General features: G+C 69.6%; 12 protein-coding genes. 6 read left to right on the top strand and 6 right to left on the bottom strand.

The features are described from left to right. Positions 1-46 precede the first annotated feature (46 nt). The 4 genes from ABD366_RS23550 to ABD366_RS23565 all read left to right on the top strand — a co-directional run bounded on the left by ABD366_RS23550 (position 47) and on the right by ABD366_RS23565 (position 6,469). Complete coding sequence (locus ABD366_RS23550; protein WP_324771775.1) at positions 47-577, top strand: hypothetical protein; 531 nt, start codon at positions 47-49, stop codon at positions 575-577. After that, positions 574-1,257, top strand: coding sequence for a hypothetical protein (locus tag ABD366_RS23555; protein ID WP_324771776.1), 684 nt, complete (start codon positions 574-576; stop codon positions 1,255-1,257). Before ABD366_RS23550 ends, ABD366_RS23555 begins: the two co-directional genes overlap by 4 nt. Further along, positions 1,257-6,017 carry a putative T7SS-secreted protein gene (locus tag ABD366_RS23560; RefSeq protein ID WP_324771777.1) on the top strand — a complete coding sequence of 1,587 codons (4,761 nt, stop codon included), beginning with the start codon at positions 1,257-1,259 and terminating at the stop codon, positions 6,015-6,017. The genes ABD366_RS23555 and ABD366_RS23560 overlap by 1 nt, the downstream gene beginning before the upstream one ends. A 107-nt stretch (positions 6,018-6,124) precedes the next feature. Further along, entirely contained in the window at positions 6,125-6,469 is a 345-nt protein-coding gene (locus ABD366_RS23565; protein ID WP_324771778.1) for a hypothetical protein, read from the top strand. Between the two features lie 82 nt (positions 6,470-6,551). Here ABD366_RS23565 and ABD366_RS23570 read toward each other — a convergent pair whose 3' ends face one another. The 6 genes from ABD366_RS23570 to ABD366_RS23595 all read right to left on the bottom strand — a co-directional run bounded on the left by ABD366_RS23570 (position 6,552) and on the right by ABD366_RS23595 (position 12,707). Next, a complete protein-coding gene (locus ABD366_RS23570; RefSeq protein ID WP_324771779.1) occupies positions 6,552-7,871 on the bottom strand; it encodes an Nramp family divalent metal transporter in 1,320 nt (439 codons plus the stop codon). A gap of 101 nt (positions 7,872-7,972) precedes the next feature. Then, on the bottom strand, positions 7,973-8,491 hold the full coding sequence (locus ABD366_RS23575; protein WP_324771780.1) for a hypothetical protein: 519 nt from the start codon (positions 8,489-8,491) through the stop codon (positions 7,973-7,975). Between the two features lie 335 nt (positions 8,492-8,826). Further along, complete coding sequence (locus ABD366_RS23580) at positions 8,827-10,308, bottom strand: GntP family permease (RefSeq protein ID WP_324771781.1); 1,482 nt, start codon at positions 10,306-10,308, stop codon at positions 8,827-8,829. Positions 10,309-10,432: 124 nt separating this feature from the next. Beyond that, positions 10,433-10,843 carry a RidA family protein gene (locus ABD366_RS23585; protein ID WP_324771782.1) on the bottom strand — a complete coding sequence of 137 codons (411 nt, stop codon included), beginning with the start codon at positions 10,841-10,843 and terminating at the stop codon, positions 10,433-10,435. Continuing rightward, positions 10,840-11,646: an IclR family transcriptional regulator gene (locus tag ABD366_RS23590; protein ID WP_324771783.1), complete on the bottom strand. Its 807-nt coding sequence runs from the start codon at positions 11,644-11,646 to the stop codon at positions 10,840-10,842. Before ABD366_RS23590 ends, ABD366_RS23585 begins: the two co-directional genes overlap by 4 nt. Continuing rightward, positions 11,643-12,707 (bottom strand): sugar kinase, encoded by a 1,065-nt coding sequence (locus ABD366_RS23595; protein WP_324771784.1) that lies wholly within the window; start codon positions 12,705-12,707, stop codon positions 11,643-11,645. Before ABD366_RS23595 ends, ABD366_RS23590 begins: the two co-directional genes overlap by 4 nt. Positions 12,708-12,906: 199 nt before the next feature. Here ABD366_RS23595 and ABD366_RS23600 point away from each other — a divergent pair, with 199 nt between their 5' ends. After that, the gene (locus ABD366_RS23600; RefSeq protein ID WP_324771878.1) at positions 12,907-14,169 is read left to right on the top strand and encodes an amino acid deaminase; all 1,263 of its coding nucleotides are present in this window, start codon (positions 12,907-12,909) and stop codon (positions 14,167-14,169) included. A 151-nt stretch (positions 14,170-14,320) separates the two neighbouring features. Continuing rightward, positions 14,321-15,928 carry an N-acyl-D-amino-acid deacylase family protein gene (locus tag ABD366_RS23605; protein ID WP_324771785.1) on the top strand — a complete coding sequence of 536 codons (1,608 nt, stop codon included), beginning with the start codon at positions 14,321-14,323 and terminating at the stop codon, positions 15,926-15,928. The last annotated feature ends 132 nt before the right edge of the window (positions 15,929-16,060 follow it).

Consider the following 16,060-nt stretch of genomic DNA (forward strand, 5'->3'; position numbering starts at 1 on the left):
CAACGGGCGTTGCGATGAGCAATGGGCGATTGTGATGATGGAACGCATGTCTGAAAACGGGGGCGGAACCGCGGACCGGCCGGAGATACCCAGGTCACGGCTGGCGGAGTACGCGGAGATGAACGAGGAGCAGCCGACGGCCGGGGACGCAGCCGAGCCGTCTCGGGAGACCGACGACGCCGGAGTCGCCGAACGTCGGCGCGCATTCGCGACGCTCCTGGGCGATTTCCGGCGGACAGCCGTGCTGGTGCCGCTGGAGGAGACCTCCGGCGCGGATGACGGGCGGGGCCTGCTGACGGCGGACCTGAACGGCATCCGCTTCATTCTGGCCTTCTCCGACGAACAGGCCCTGGCCCGTTATGCCCAGATACGCGGCGAGTTCAGCCGCGAGTGGACGTACCGGACGATTCTGGGCGCCAAGCTGCTGGACGTGGCGGTTCCGGCGGCGGGGGTGCCGTGCGGGGTGGCGCTGGACTGTGCGGACGGCCCCGACGGGATGGTGTTCCCGCCGGTGATGGGCATCGTGCCGGACGCGGCGGCGGTCGACCGTGACGAGCGCGAGGGGGACGCGGCATGACCGGCGGGGGCGAAAGCGGGAAGGACTTGCAGGCCGAAGGGCTGGACCTGGTCGCGCGCGGACTGACCGACGCGCTGGGCGAGCTGAAGGAACTCGGCATGGTGGGTGCGGCAGGCGCGGGCCGCGGGTTCAGCGACATAGGCCTGTCCGGCCTCGAACTGGGTCACGAGGGCGTGACCGAGCGGTTCAAGTCGTTCTGCGAGCGGTGGGAATGGGGCGTGCGCTCGCTGATCCACGAGGGCAACGAATTCGCCAAAGGCGTGGGCCTGTCGGCGGGCACCTATTACGAGACCGATCAGTACGTGCAGGGATCGTTCAAGGTCGGCGTGAACTCACTGATGGGCAATCCCTACGCCACCGAGGAGGAGGTCACCCAGAAGGACTGGGGACAGGTCTTCTCCGAGAATCCGATCTCGATGTGGCAGAACCGGGACTACAGCGGGGAGTCCTGGTCCGAGGCCAACGCGAACGTGACGCAGGGCCTCAAGGACACCGGCCGCGACCTCATGACCTCGAAGGGCCTGACCTCGCTGGGTATCAGCCCGAACAATCTGCACGGCGCGGCCGGCATCTCGGACGGCGAGTACGACCAGTGGCTGGACAACACCTTCGGGCCCTCCCCCGAGGAGCGTGCCGAGACCGCCGAGCAGCAGGGCGGCCAGGCCGGGGGTGACCAGTAGTGGGCATCCTCGGAGACCTCGGCGACGGCATCAACGCCGGTCTGAAGGCCGGCGGAGACCTCATCGACTCGGGCAAGAAGAAGCTCGGCGAGGTCGTCGACTACGGCAGCGACAAACTGGGCGACGGCCTCGACTACGTAGGCCTGGACAAGGCCGGAGACGTCGTCCACAACGTCGGCGACCACGTGGCCGCGGGTCTCGGCGCCACCCCCACCGAACAGGGCCTCGGCCACACCGACGACCCCACCCAGCTCGTCCACGGAAACCCCGGCAAGATCCGCGAGTCCGCCAAGCACCTCAAGGACTTCCACAAGGCCTTCGACAGGGTCGGCGACGGCCTGCGGAAGGTCGACGCCTCGGGCTGGAGGGGCGAGGCCAAGGACGCCTTCCACCGCAAGATCGCCATCCACCCCACCAAGTGGGCGCAGGCCGCCGAAGCGTGCGGTACGGCCGCCGAGGCGTTGGACTCCTACGCCGACACGGTCAAGTGGGCGCAGGGCAAGGCGCAGGACGCCATCGACGCCTATAAACGGGGTCAGCACACCAGCGAAACCTCCGCGAAGGCGTACAACTCCAAGGTCGACGCCTACAACGCCAAGGCCGACGCGGGCGAGGACCCTGGCCCCAGACCGGACCCCTGGAAGGATCCCGGCGAGGCCGACCGCACCAAGGCCGAGCACATCCTCGAGGATGCCCGCCGCGCCCGGAACGAGGCCGCCACCAAGGCGGACACCGCCCTGGCCAAGGCCGTGGCCCACGCCCCCGCCGAGCCCCCGCCGCTGACCCAGCTGAGCAACGACCTCGGCGATCTCAGCGACGCGGTCGACACCGAGCTCACGCACGTGGTCGGCGGAGTCGTCAAAGGTGGCGCGGGCCTGGTCAACTTCGCCCGCGGCCTCAACCCCACCGACCCCTACAACCTCACGCACCCGGCCGCGTACTACCAGAACGTCACCTTGACGCTCGCCGGCCTCGCCTCCACCGCTGCCCACCCCGAGCGCATCGTCACCTCGGCCATCGACGGCTTCAAGAACGACCCGTCGGAGTTCGTCGGCCGCCTCATCCCGGAGGCGCTGGGAACGAAGGGGGCGGGGTTCGCCAAGTCCGGGGTGCGGTTGGGACTGCGTACCGGCGAGAAGGCGGCGGTACGCGAAGGCGAGACGGCAGCCCGCAAGGCGGTACGCGAGAAGCCGCAGGAGACGGTGGAGGACCCGAAGCACAAGGTCGAGAAGGACGACACCGACCCGGTCGACCTGGTCACCGGCAAGATGTATCTGCCGCAGACCGACATCGCCCTGCCCGGCAATCTCCCCATGGTCTTCACCCGCCGCGTCGAGTCCGGCTCGCGTCTCGGCCGCTGGTTCGGTCCCCCCTGGACGTCCACGCTCGACCAGCGACTGGAGATCGACACCGAGGGCGTCGTCTTCGTCACTGAGGACGGACTGCTCCTCAGCTACCCCCACCCGGCCCCGGGCGTCCCCACCCTCCCCGTCCACGGCAGCCGCCGCTGGCCGCTGGACCGGGTGGAGGGCGGTTACACGATCACGGACCCGCGCGCCGGGCACACCTGGCACTTCGCCGACCAGGGCGACGACCGTGCGGTCCTGGAGCAGATCGACGACCGCAACGGCAACTGGACCACGTTCGAGTACGACGCGGAGGGCGCCCCGCTCGGCATCGCATCATCCGGCGGCTACCACCTGAAGGTCGCCACCCAGGACGGCCGGATCACCGCCCTGCACCTGGCCGGGGCGGCCCCGGACCGCACCGACCAGGAGATCAAGCGCTACAGCTACTCCCCCGACGGCAACCTGACCCAGGTCATCAACTCCTCTGGCCTTCCTCTCCAGTTCACGTACGACGAGCACGGCCGCGTCACCTCCTGGACCGACACCAACGACCGTTCATACACGTACGAGTACGACGACCAGGACCGCTGCATCGCCGAAGGCGGCACGGCCGGACACATGGCCCTTCGCGTCTCCTACGACGAGATCGACGAGGCCACCGGCCACCAAGTCACCACCACGACCACCGGGGAAGGCCACACCCGGCGTTACCTCATCAACGACGCCGGGCAAGTCGTCACCGAAGTCGATCCCCTGGGCGCTGCCACCCACTTCCGACGGGACCGTCACAACCGCCTGCTGTCCCGCACGGACGCCCTCGGCCACACCACCACGTACCGCTATGACGACTCGGGCTGCCTGATATCGGCCGTACGGCCAGATGGCCGCGAGGCCGTCGCGGAGTACTCGGAGTTCGATCTGCCGACTCGGGTGCGGGGAACCGACGGCAACACCGCCCGATACACCTACGACGAGCACGGCAACCGCACCTCGGTGACGGGCCCCGCCGGCCAGGTCACGACCTTCGCGTACGACGAGGCGGGCCGTCTTGTATCTGTGACGGACCCGCTCGGCCACGTGACATCGGTCCGCTGCGACCGGGCGGGCCTGCCGGTCGAGATCACCGACCCGCTGGGCGCCGTCACGCGCTATGAACGCGACGCCTTCGGCCGCCCGGTGGCCCTCACCGACCCCACCGGCGCGACGACCCGCCTGCGTTGGACGGTCGAGGGCCGACTGGTCCACCGCATCGCGCCGGACGGTTCGACGGAGTCCTGGACCTACGACGGCGAGGGCAACTGCACCAGCCACACCGACCCGCTCGGCGGCGTCACCAGCTTCGAGTACACCCACTTCGACCTGCTCACCGCCCGGGTCACCCCCGACGGAGTGCGCTACGAGTTCGCCCACGACAGTGAGCTGCGCCTTACCCGTGTCACCAACCCACAGAGCCTGACGTGGGATTACGCCTACGACGCGGCCGGGCACCTGTCGTCGGAAACGGACTTCGACGACCGCACGCTCACCTACACGCACGACGCGGCCGACCGACTCGTAGCGCGCACGGACATGCTCGGCCAGAGCACCGTCTTCGAGCGCAACGCACTCGGACAGATCACCCGCAAGGTCGCCGACGGTCGTGTCACGACGTTCGCGTACGACCTCACGGATCAACTCGCCCAGGCCATCGGTCCGGACGGCACGGAGCTGTCGATTCTGCGCGACCAGTACGGCCGGGTCCGATCGGAGACGGTCGACGGCCGGGAGCTGGCGTACACCTACGACGAGCTGGGCCGCCGGACGGGCCGGAGAACCCCCGCCGGGGCCGTAACGACGTGGGGTTATGACGCGGCAGGCCGCCGCACCGATTTGATCGCGTCCGGTCGCTCGATCGACATCACGTACGACGCGGCGGGCCGCGAACTGAGCCGCCACATCGGCGACGCCATCACACTCGCCAACACCTTCGACCCGCTCGGCCGCCTGACCACCCAGACGGTCACAGGCCCCTCGGACGACACCCTCCAGCACCGCGCCTACACCTACCGCGCCGACGGCAACCTCACCGCCATCGACGATCACCTCAATGGCTCCCGCCGCTTCGACCTGGACCCGGTCGGCCGCGTCACCGCGGTCCGCGCGGCGAACTGGACGGAGACCTACACCTACGACGCCGCGGGCAACCAGATCTCGGCGTCCTGGCCCAGCGACCACCCCGGCCAGGAGGCCACCGGCGACCGCGCCTACACCGGCACGCGCCTCGACCGGGCCGGCCGCGTCCGCTACGAACACGACGCCCTCGGCCGCATCATCCTGCGCAGCAAGACCCGGCTCTCCCGCAAGCCGGACACCTGGCGGTACATCTGGGACGCGGAGGACCGCCTCACCCAGGTCACCACGCCTGACGGCACGCTGTGGCGCTACACGTACGACCCGCTCGGCCGCCGGACGGCAAAGCTCCGCTACGCCGCGGACGGGGAGACGATCGTCGAGCGCACGACGTTCACCTGGGACGGCACGCAACTCTGCGAACAGACCACGATGGCACCGGAGTTGCCCCACCCGATCGCCCTCACCTGGGACCACCAGGGCCTGCGCCCCATAGCCCAGACCGAACGCATCCTGACGCCGGACTCCTCCCAGGCCGAGATCGACTCCCGCTTCTTCGCGATCATCACCGACCTCGTCGGCACCCCGAACGAACTCATAGCCGAGACCGGCGAACGCGCCTACCGCACCCGCACCACCCTCTGGGGTACAACGGCTTGGAGCACAAACGCCACGGCCTACACCCCTCTCCGCTTCCCCGGCCAGTACTACGACCCCGAAACGGGCCTTCACTACAACTACTTCCGCCATTACGACCCGGAAACGGCGCGGTACCTGACGCCCGACCCTCTCGGGCTGGCCCCCGCACCCAATCCCGTCACTTACGTCGCAAATCCGCACAGATTTACGGACGCGGCGGGTCTGGCGCCTGACTATCCCAAGGGAGAAAAGGGCAATCCTTTTGACCAACGGGAAGACGCAGAACGAGCTGCGTTCGAGGCGGCTGGCGTCCCCTACGGAACCACGCCGGACGCCGAGTGGATCGTCACTGATGTCAAACAGATGGCACACATGCCTGGCTACTTCTACTCTTCCACCGATTCCCATCTCGGCCGGTTTCGGCAGTTCGAGACAGAGCAAGGGTCAAGGGTCATCGTGGAACACACCTTCGATCGGGCAGGGCCACACTTCCACGCCGGGCAGCCAAAAGCAGACCCAACTAGAAGTGAAGTAAACTTCGGTTGGGACAACTCTCGCGGCGAATTCTATCGATACGTTGACACCTGGGAGCGGTACGACGCTATAAATAAGCCTGGGGGTGATCACCATTTCTTTTTCTCGAATGGATGGGGCTCATGGTAAGTGCGCATGAAAAAACTGCTCAGGGTGAGATCGATTGGGAGTCGACCCTGCGCAAATGTGGCCTTGCATTGTCGGAGAAGCCAGTACCCGAGGGAACCACGGCTCCGATGACCGCGCTCCTCCACGCTACTGGCGGAAATGTCCGCCCAACGATCACCACGGAGAAGAGCAAAGCCGGCCTCAGTTCCTTGGACGAACACTGGCGGGATCTGTTCAGACATATCGCGCCCCAGGGCGATGAGTTCCTGATCATCCTGTGGGGGCCGGGGTCCGCGAGCAAAGGCTGGTTTCGAGTTCGGGACTTGGAGTTTGCCCATACTGGACTGCCCTCCCGAGTTCAAGCCGCCATCGGGAGGCCCGAGTTCTACTGCATTTCTCTCGGCAACACATATTTTGGCGCTGTCACGATCGAAGAAGACGAATACTGGATTGTCTCGCGCGACCTTTCGTAATATCTGGGGTCCGGGACTCGACCTCGCCCGTTCAAATCCTCGTTGGCTGATCCCGTGAGGACAGCGACGTGTTTCAAGGCGGTCAGAAGAACTCCGACCAAGGCTGGTCCCAGACCTGCTTCACGCACAGGACCACGAACAACAACCCCGCCACCACCAGCATCCCGTTGCTCAACCACCCGTTGCGCCAAGCGGTGGGCGTGCGGCCGGAGTTGAGGAGCCAGATCAGGGTCAGGGCCAGGAACGGCATGAAGGCCGCGCCCAGCACCCCGTACAGGATCACCAGGCGGAAAGGCTGGCCCTGGAAGAGGAGGATGATGGGAGGGAACGTGAGCCAGAGCAGGTAGATGCGGAACGGCCAGCCGCGTTCGCGGTCGCCCCGCGCCACCTCCTCCCCCGTGGAGCGAGCGCCGCGATACCGCTCGACGAAGTCCGCGAACATCAGGCTCACCCCGTGCCAGACGCCGATGAGTGACGTGAAGGACGTGGCGAAGAAGCCGATCAGGAAGAGTTTGGCCGTGGCCGTCCCGTACTCGGATTCGAGGATCTTCGTCAGGTCCAGGAGGCCCTTGTCGCCGCTCGCGATCGCCGTGTGGGACGCGTGCAGGAGTTCCGCGCCCACGAAGAGCATGGCGACGACGAAGACGCCCGTCGTGATGTACGCGACCCGGTTGTCGAGCCGCATCACCTTCATCCAGGACGTGTTCGTCCAGCCCTTGGCGTTGATCCAATAGCCGTACGCGGCAAGCGTGATGGTGCCGCCGACGCCGCCGATCAGCCCCAGCGTGTTGAGGACCGAGTCCTTCTCGTCGGGCAGGACCGGGAGCAGGCCCGCGAAGGCGTCGCCGAGGTTCGGGGTGACGCGGACGGCCAGGTAGACCGTGACGACGAACATGACGCCGACCAGGACCGTCATGACCTTTTCGAAGACGTCGTATTTGTTGAACCAGACGAACGCCAGGCCTACCAGACCGCAGAGGATCGCCCACGGCTTGATCGACCAGTCCGCCGGGAAGACGTCCGGGAAGAGGGCTTGCAAGGGGAGCGCGCTCGATGACATCGCCGCCGCGCCGTAGACGAAGCCCCAGATCACTACGTAGATGACGAAGAAGTACGTCGTCCAGCGGCCCAGGCTCGCCCAGCCGTCGAAGAGCGTACGGCCGGTGGCCAGGTGCCAGCGGCCCGCCGCCTCGGCCAGGCTGATCTTGACGAGGCAGCCGAGGACCGCGGCCCAGAGAAGGGTGTAGCCGAAGTTGCTGCCCGCGACGAGCGTCGCGACGAGGTCACCGGCGCCGACACCGGTCGCGGCGACCACGATGCCGGGGCCGATGTACTTCCAACTGGACTTGCGGGGGTGGTCGGAGTCGAGGGTGCGACCTGAGGTGCCCGTGGTGTCCGCCATGCGTACCAAGGGAGCGTAAAGGGGCCCGGACCGCAAGAGGGCCGACCGGAACCGTTGCCCGGCCGGCCCCGCTGCGCGGGCGGGGGTTGAAAGACGGGCTCTCAGTCCTCGAAGTACGCGTCCAGCGCCTTGTCCAGCTGCTCGGTCCACTCGTTGAGGCGGGACTTGTCCGGGGCCTCGACATCGTTCGGGAACCAGCGGCTGTTGGGCGTGTGGACCGTCACCGTGAGGCGCTTGCGGGAGGTGCCGTACTCGACCGCGCTGATCTCGTCCCAGGTGAAGTCCGCCTCCTGGTCGTCGAGCGTGAACCGGACCCCGGTCGCGTCGACGGTGATGGACCCGCGGCGGTCCTTCGCCTCCAGGACCGGACCGTCCCCACCGCCCTTCACCGGGGCGGGCTTCTCCTCGGCAACGGGCTCGGCGTCCTCAACCGCTTCGTTCTCCGCGGCGGCGACCGCCTCGGGCTCCTCCTGTGTCACCTCCCGCCCCGACTCGTCGGAATCCGTGACCGTGTCCTCGACGTTCTCGGCGACCGCCTCCGGTCCGGGAGACGTCAGGCCGGGGACGTACGCCGGGTCGAAACCGGCACCGGTGACGGGCGTGACCTTCTGACTCTCCATACGCTGCTCCACGGGCGGAAGTATGGCGGACGAGGCTGTGTGGCGCCTCCCCCGGGGCCCTCTGTTCCCTGTCCGCCACGGGCGGTGACTCAACTCACGACTTGACGCGCCCTTTACCGTACGCGGAACGTCCGCCCTGGAACATCGGTCGCAGAAGATCTGTCGCAGAAGATCCGTCGCAGGAGATCCGTATGGTCCGACCCGAACCCGACCGATACCGATGTCCATGATGAAGCGCACCGGCCCGGCGTGAGACAGGCGTACGCGGGGCGCCCGGTCGGCGCCCCGCGTTCGAGGTGAGCCGGCCGCACGAGAGCCGGCTGGACGAAAGCCGGCTACACGAACAGGCTGACCACGGCCGCCACCGCGAACCCGGCGATCGAGAGGACCGACTCCAGGATCGTCCAGGTGCGCAGGGTGTCGCGCTCGGAGATGCCGAAGTACTTGGCGACCATCCAGAAGCCGCCGTCGTTGACGTGCGAGGCGAAGATGGAGCCCGCCGAGATCGCCATGATGACGAGCGCGGTGAACGCCTGCGAGTAGTTGCCCTCGGAGAGCAGCGGGGCCACGATGCCGGCCGTGGTGACGATGGCCACCGTCGCCGAGCCCTGGGCGACGCGGAGCACCAGCGAGATCAGGTACGCGAGGACGATGACGGGCAGGCCGACGTCGTTGAACGTGTCGGACAGGGCCTGCGCGATGCCGCTCGCCTTGAGGACGGCGCCGAAGACCCCGCCCGCGCCGACCACCAGCAGGATGTTGCCGACCGGCTTCAGCGACGCGGTCGAGACCGTCTCCAGGGACTTGCGGGACCAGCCGCGCCGGATGCCGAGCAGGTAGTAGGCGAGGAGCAGCGCGATCGTCAGCGCCACGAAGGGGTGGCCGAAGAACTCGATGACCGAGCGGCCCGTGGACGGGTCGAAGGCGATCGAGGAGAAGGTCGCGAGGAGGATCAGGACGAGCGGCGTGCCGATGATGGCGAAGACGATGCCGAGCGCGACCGGCTTCTCGGTCGGGGTGACACCGGAGGCGCGCTGCTCGGCTTCCAGGGTGGCCTTGGCCTCGTCGGCGGCCTCGACCATGTCCTGCGGTACGGGGACGAAGATCCGCTTGCCGATCCAGGCGGCCCAGCCCCAGGCGGCGAGCACGGCGGGGATGCCGCAGACGATGCCCATGAGGATGACCCAGCCGAGGTCGACGTGGAGCAGACCGGCGGCGGCGACGGGGCCCGGGTGCGGGGGCAGGAACGCGTGCGTCATCGACAGGCCGGCCAGCAGCGGCATGCAGTAGAGGATGATCGACTTGCCGCCGCGCTTGGCGGCCGCGTAGACGATCGGCGCGAGGACGAAGATGCCGACGTCGAAGAAGACGGGGATGCCGAAGATCAGGCCGGTGAGGCCCATCGCGAGGGGTGCGCGCTTCTCACCGAAGAGGTTCAGGAGGCGGGTCGCCAGGACCTCGGCGCCGCCGGAGACCTCGAGGACCGCGCCGAGCATGGTCCCGAGCCCGATGATGATCGCTACGTGGCCGAGGGTGCCGCCCATGCCGGACTCGATCGTGGAGACCGCGTCGGATTTCTGGACGGTGCCGAAGAGTTCGGTGACGGAGAGGCCGGCACCGAGGCCGACGGCTATGGAGACCGCGAGCAGGGCCACGAAGGGCTGGATGCGCGCCTTGATGATCAGGAAGAGCAGCAGCACGATCCCGAGGAAGGCGACGGTCAGCAGACCGGCGGTGCCGTCGATGATCGTGAGGATGCCGCCGGTGTGGGCCGGTGTCTCAGGGGCGGCGGCCGCGAGCGGAGCGAACGGGGACATCTTTGACCTCGTAAGGGCATGGGGCTTTCAGGGCAGGGGGTATCGCGGTGCGGTGCGGCGCCTTGTCGTGCTGCGCCGCACCGCACCGTGATGACGTGCGGGGGGTACTACGAGGGGGAGGTGCTCAGCCGAGGACGGCGAGCGCGTCGATCTCGATGAGCAGGCCGGCCGGGAGACCGACGTAGACCGTGGTGCGGGCCGAGGCGGGGGCCTTGAGGCCCTGCTCCTCGAAGTACTCGTTGTAGATCTTGTTCATCTCGGCGAAGTGGTCGACGTCCGTGAGGTAGACGCGCATCATCATGACGTCGTCCCAGGTGGCGCCGCCCTCTTCGAGGATCGCCTTGACGTTGGCGAACGTCTGGAGGGTCTGCTCGCGCAGGGTCGGGCCCGCGGGGGTGGGGGCCTTGCCCTCCTCGGCGGGGAGGAAGCCGACCTGGCCGGCGACCTGGAGGAGGTTGCCCTTCTTGACGCCGTGCGAGAACTTCGCGGGCGGGGTGGTGTGCGTGCTGGGGGTGAGGGCGATCTTCTCGGTCATGATGAACTGGCTTCCTTCTGAGGGGTGTTACCTGTGTTGCCGGTGTTGCCGGTGTTGCCGGGGCCCGTACCCGAGTAGTCCCGGCTGATGGCTTCCGCCGTGCGGCGCACCAGCGGGAGCAGGGTGAGGAGTTCCTCGGCGGTGACGACGACGTTCGGCGCGGAGACCGACATGGCGGCGACGACGCGGCCGTCGGCGCCGCGGACGGGGGCCCCGACGCAGTTGATGGATTCCTCGTGGCCACCGAGGTCGGTGGCCCAGCCCTGTTCGCCCACCTTCTCCAGCTCCCGCAGGAAAGCGGGGGCGTTGGGGGTCGAACGGGACGTGTACATGGGGTAGTCGAGCTTCTCCGCGACGGCGCGGCGCTCGGCCTCGGACAGGTCGGCGAGCAGCAGTTTCGCCACGGCCGCGACCGTGATGGCGACCGGCTTCCCGATGCGCGAGTACATGCGCACGGGGTAGCGGCTCTCGACCTTGTCGATGTAGAGGACCTCGTGCTCCTCGTAGACGGCGAGGTGGACGGTGTGGCCGCACTTCTCGTTCAGGGCGACGAGGTGGGGGTGGGCGATCTCGCGGACGTCGAGGTTCTCGACGGCTTCCTGGGCGAGCGCGAACAGCCGGGCGCCGAGCCGGTAGCGCTGGTCGGACTGGCGGTGGACGAGCCCGTGCTCGTGCAGGGTGCGCAGGAGACGCAGAGCGGTGCTCTTGTGCACGCCGAGCCGGTCGGCGACCTGCCCCAGGTCGGCGGGTCCCTCGGCGAGCAGCGGCAGGATGCTGAGCGCGCGGTCGACGGTCTGGCTCATGGCGTACGTACCTCCTCGGCGGCCTCGTGCGTGGCGGAGGTCCACCCGGGGCCGAGGTGAAGTCTCCCCCACGCGGCGGCGTCGAGGGCGACCAGCCGGTCGGCGTGGGCGCGGCCGGGGGGCACGGCGAGGTCGCCGGGGACCGTGAGGGCGGCGGCGGCCCACAGATGGCCGTGGCGCAGGCGGGCGGCGGCGGGCAGGCCGCGCAGGGTGGCGGAGAGGAACCCGGCGGCGAAGGCGTCGCCCGCGCCGACGGCGGCGACGACGTCGACGCGCGGGGCGGGTTCGAAGTGCCGGCCGCCGTCGCGGTCGTAGGCGATCGCGCCGTCGGCGCCGCGCTTGACGACGAGCAGGTCCGGTTCGGGCAGCGCGGCGCGGACGGCGTCCGGGCCGCCGGTGATCCCGAACGCGTCCTCGGCCTCGTCCTCGCCGACGAAGACCAGATCGGCCTGGCGGGCGAGGTCGAGCAGGACGCGGGCGTCCTCCGCAGTGCTCCAGAGGCCGGGGCGGTGGTTGACGTCGAAGGAGACGAGCGGCCCGCCCGGGGCGCCGGGCATGAGCGTGCGCAGAAGCGCGAGGCAGTCGTCCGAGAGTGCGGCGGTGATGCCGGACAGGTGCAGGATGCGGCCGGCGCGGAGTGCGTCCGGGTCCATGGTCGCGGGGGACATGGCGGAGGCGGCGGACCCGGCGCGGTAGTAGGCGACCTCGTGGGAGTCGGTGGCCCGGTCGCCCGCGGTCCGGAAGTAGATGCCGGTGGGGCGGGCGGGGTCGCGGCGCACTCCTGAGACGTCGACGCCGTACGCGCCGATGGCCTCCACGAGGTGGTCGCCGAAGCCGTCGGCGCCGACGCGGCTGACCCAGCGGGCGCGGTGGCCGCCGGCGGCGAGGACGCAGGCCAGGTTGGACTCGGCGCCGCCGATGCCGCGCTCGAAGGACGGCACGTCGGCGAGGCGCCCCGGCACGGAGGGGACGAACGTGACCATGGACTCGCCGAGCGCGACGACGTCGGGGACGACGACGTCGGCTGCGCTGTGCGGGGCTGCGGGTCCGGTGACGGTCACGGGGGTCGGTCTCCTCACGGCGTGGGGGCCAACAGCTCCGTTGACCCGGCGTTGGCTCGGATGTTAGACAGCAGTAAGCGACATACGCAATGGCCGTTGCATATTTTGCAACAGCTTGCCTGGAGGAGGCACCGTGACCGCCAAGAACGTTGTCAGCGCCGACGACGCAGCCGCCCGCGGAAAGGGCGGCAAGGCGCGGCTGGGAGACCTGGCGCGCGAGCGCGTGGACTTCCGGTTCAAGGGCCTGCCGCCCCAGGCCGAGGGCCTGACCGTCGCCGAGCTGTCCGAGCGGCGCCTGAACCTCTTCACGGACGGTTTCACCACCCCGGTCCTCGCCCTGTCCGCGGAGCGCCTGGAGCACAACCTCGCGCTGATGGAGACGTACGCCACCCGGCACGGCCTCGCGTTCGCGCCGCACGGCAAGACGTCGATGGCCCCGCAGCTCTTCCAGCGGCAGATCGAGCACGGCGCGTGGGGCATCACCCTCGCCGTGCCCCACCAGGTGCGCGTGGCAAGGGAGTTCGGCATCGACCGGATCTTCCTGGCGAACGAGCTCGTCGACGCGGCCGCGCTGAAGTGGCTCGCGGGCGAGCTGGACTCCGACCCCTCCTTCCGCTTCGTCTGCTACGTCGACTCCGTACGCGGCGTCGAGCTGATGGACGCCGCCCTGCGCGAGGCCGGCGCCTCCCGCCCTGTCGACGTGGTCGTGGAGCTGGGCGCGGGCGAGGGCGCGCGTACGGGTGCTCGCACGGAGGCGGAGTGCGCGGCGATCGCCGACGCCGTGGCCGCCGCCCCGACGCTGCGGCTCGTGGGTGTCGCCGGGTACGAGGGCGAGGTCCCGCAGGCCGACGGCGAGCGGGTCCGCGCCTGGCTGCGCCGCCTCGTCGCGCTCGCCGCCGACCTCGACAAGGGCGGGCGGTTCGCGGGGCTCGACGAGATCGTGGTGAGCGCGGGCGGCTCCGCCTGGTTCGACGCGGTGGCGGACGTGTTCGCGGAGATCCCCGAACTGACCGTCCCGGTACTGAAGTTGCTGCGCTCCGGCGCGTACGTCTCGCACGACGACGGCCACTACCGGCATCTGACCCCGTTCAACCGGGTCCCCGAGGAGGGCGCACTGCACCCCGCCTTCCGGCTGTGGGCGCAGATCGTGTCGCGGCCGACGCCCGAGCAGGCGTTCACCAACGCGGGCAAGCGGGATGCCGCCTATGACATCGACCTGCCCGAGGCCCAGGTCGTACGCGACGCGCGGACGGGCGCGGTGCGCGAGGCGACCGGGGTCGCGGTGACGGGGCTCTCCGACCAGCACGGGTGGGTCCGTACGGAGCCCGGCGCGGAGGTCGAGGTGGGCGACTGGCTCGGCATGGGGCTCTCGCACCCCTGCACGTCGTTCGACAAGTGGCAGCTGATTCCGGTGGTGGAGGCGGACGGCACGGTCGTGGACTACGTGCGGACGTTCTTCTAGGCGCCCGCGCCCAGGGAAGGCATGCGCTGCGCGCAGCCTTCCCTGGGCGAGCGGAGCTCGCTTCAGGGGCGCGGGGAACTGCGCGACCGGCCACGACGAAGCCGCACCCGACAACGAATCAGCAACCCGGCAGACGAGAGGCCCCACCCCCATGGACCTGGTCATCAAGGACACCCGCGTCATCGACGGCACCGGCGGCGCGTCCTACCGCGCCGACGTGGCGGTCACGGACGGCCGCGTCACGACGATTCACCGGGAGGGGGACGCGGGCCCCCGCCCGACAGGGACCCGCACCCTGGACGGCTCGGGCCTCGCCCTGTCCCCCGGGTTCATCGACATGCACGCGCACAGCGACCTCGCACTGCTCCGCGACCCGGACCACAGCGCGAAGGCCGCCCAGGGCGTCACGCTCGAGGTCCTCGGCCAGGACGGCCTGTCGTACGCGCCGGTCGACGACCGCACCCTCGCCGAGGTCCGCAAGGTCATCACCGGCTGGAACGGCGGCGGCCCCGACGACACCTCCGTCGACTTCGACTGGCGCACGGTCGGCGAGTACCTGGACCGCCTCGACCGGGGCATCGCGGTCAACGCCGCCTACCTCATCCCCCAGGGCACGGTCCGCATGTACGCCGTCGGCTGGGACGACCGCGACGCCACCGACGCCGAGCTGGACCACATGCGGCGGCTGGTCGCCGAGGGCATGGAGCAGGGCGCCGTCGGCATGTCGTCGGGGCTCACGTACACCCCGGGCATGTACGCCAAGGACGCCGAACTCACCGAGCTGTGCCGGGTAGTGGCCGGGTACGACGGCTACTACTGCCCGCACCACCGCAGTTACGGGGCCGGCGCCCTGGACGCGTACCGGGAGATGGTCGAGCTGACCCGTACCGCGGGCTGCTCCCTGCATCTCGCGCACGCCACCATGAACTTCGGTGTGAACAAGGGCAAGGGCGTCGACCTGCTCACGCTCCTCGACTCCGCGATCGCGGGCGGCGCGGACATCAGCCTCGACACGTACCCGTACACGCCCGGCGCGACGACGCTCGTGGCGATGCTGCCCAGCTGGGCCAACGAGGGCGGCCCCGACGCCACCCTCGCGCGGCTCCTGGACGACGCGACCGCCGAGCGCATCCGCCACCACGTCGAGGAGATCGGCTCCGACGGCTGTCACGGCGTGCCGATGGAGTGGGACACGATCGAGATCTCGGGCGTCTCCGACCCGGCGCTCGCCGCGTACGTCGGCAAGACGGTCGCCGCGGCGGCCACCGAGCGCGGCGAGGCGGCCTGGGCCACCGCGCGGCGCCTACTCGTCGAGGACAAGCTCGGCTCGACGATCCTCCAGCACGTCGGCCACGAGGACAACGTGCGGGCGATCATGCAGCACCCGGTGCACACCGGCGGCAGCGACGGCATTCTCCAGGGCGCGAAGCCGCACCCGCGCGCGTACGGCACGTTCCCGCACTACCTCGGCCACTACGCCCGGGACCTCGGCGTCATGTCGCTCGAGGAGACGGTCGCGCACCTCACGTCCCGTCCGGCCGCCCGGCTGCGGCTGCCCGACCGCGGTCTGGTCCGCGAGGGGTACCGCGCCGACCTGGTCCTGTTCGACCCGGAGACGGTGGCCGCGGGCTCGTCGTTCGAGGCGCCGCGGACGCTGCCCGTGGGCATCCCGCACGTCCTGATCGACGGCCGCTTCGTGATCGAGGACGGGCGCCGTACGGATGTGCTGGCGGGCCGCTCGGTACGCAGGCCGGCGTAGACGCGGGGCCCGGTCGCGCCGTGGCTCCGCCGGTCCGGCTTCCGAGTGCGGGCCCGGTGGGGCCCGGTCGCGCAGTTCCCCGCGCCCCTGAGATGCGCACTGCGTGCGCCATCTTCCCGATGGGGCTGCGGC

It is taken from the genome of Streptomyces kunmingensis, from assembly GCF_039533535.1.
Lineage (GTDB): Bacteria > Actinomycetota > Actinomycetes > Streptomycetales > Streptomycetaceae > Streptomyces > Streptomyces kunmingensis.

Excerpts from the sequence above, each read along its gene's own strand:
- ABD366_RS23550 (WP_324771775.1), top strand. The coding sequence starts at position 47 with ATGTCTGAAAACGGGGGCGGAACCGCGGACCGGCCGGAGATACCCAGG.
- ABD366_RS23555 (WP_324771776.1), top strand. The coding sequence starts at position 574 with ATGACCGGCGGGGGCGAAAGCGGGAAGGACTTGCAGGCCGAAGGGCTG.
- ABD366_RS23565 (WP_324771778.1), top strand. The coding sequence starts at position 6,125 with ATGACCGCGCTCCTCCACGCTACTGGCGGAAATGTCCGCCCAACGATC.
- ABD366_RS23570 (WP_324771779.1), bottom strand. The coding sequence starts at position 7,871 with ATGGCGGACACCACGGGCACCTCAGGTCGCACCCTCGACTCCGACCAC.
- ABD366_RS23575 (WP_324771780.1), bottom strand. The coding sequence starts at position 8,491 with ATGGAGAGTCAGAAGGTCACGCCCGTCACCGGTGCCGGTTTCGACCCG.
- ABD366_RS23580 (WP_324771781.1), bottom strand. The coding sequence starts at position 10,308 with ATGTCCCCGTTCGCTCCGCTCGCGGCCGCCGCCCCTGAGACACCGGCC.
- ABD366_RS23585 (WP_324771782.1), bottom strand. The coding sequence starts at position 10,843 with ATGACCGAGAAGATCGCCCTCACCCCCAGCACGCACACCACCCCGCCC.
- ABD366_RS23590 (WP_324771783.1), bottom strand. The coding sequence starts at position 11,646 with ATGAGCCAGACCGTCGACCGCGCGCTCAGCATCCTGCCGCTGCTCGCC.
- ABD366_RS23605 (WP_324771785.1), top strand. The coding sequence starts at position 14,321 with ATGGACCTGGTCATCAAGGACACCCGCGTCATCGACGGCACCGGCGGC.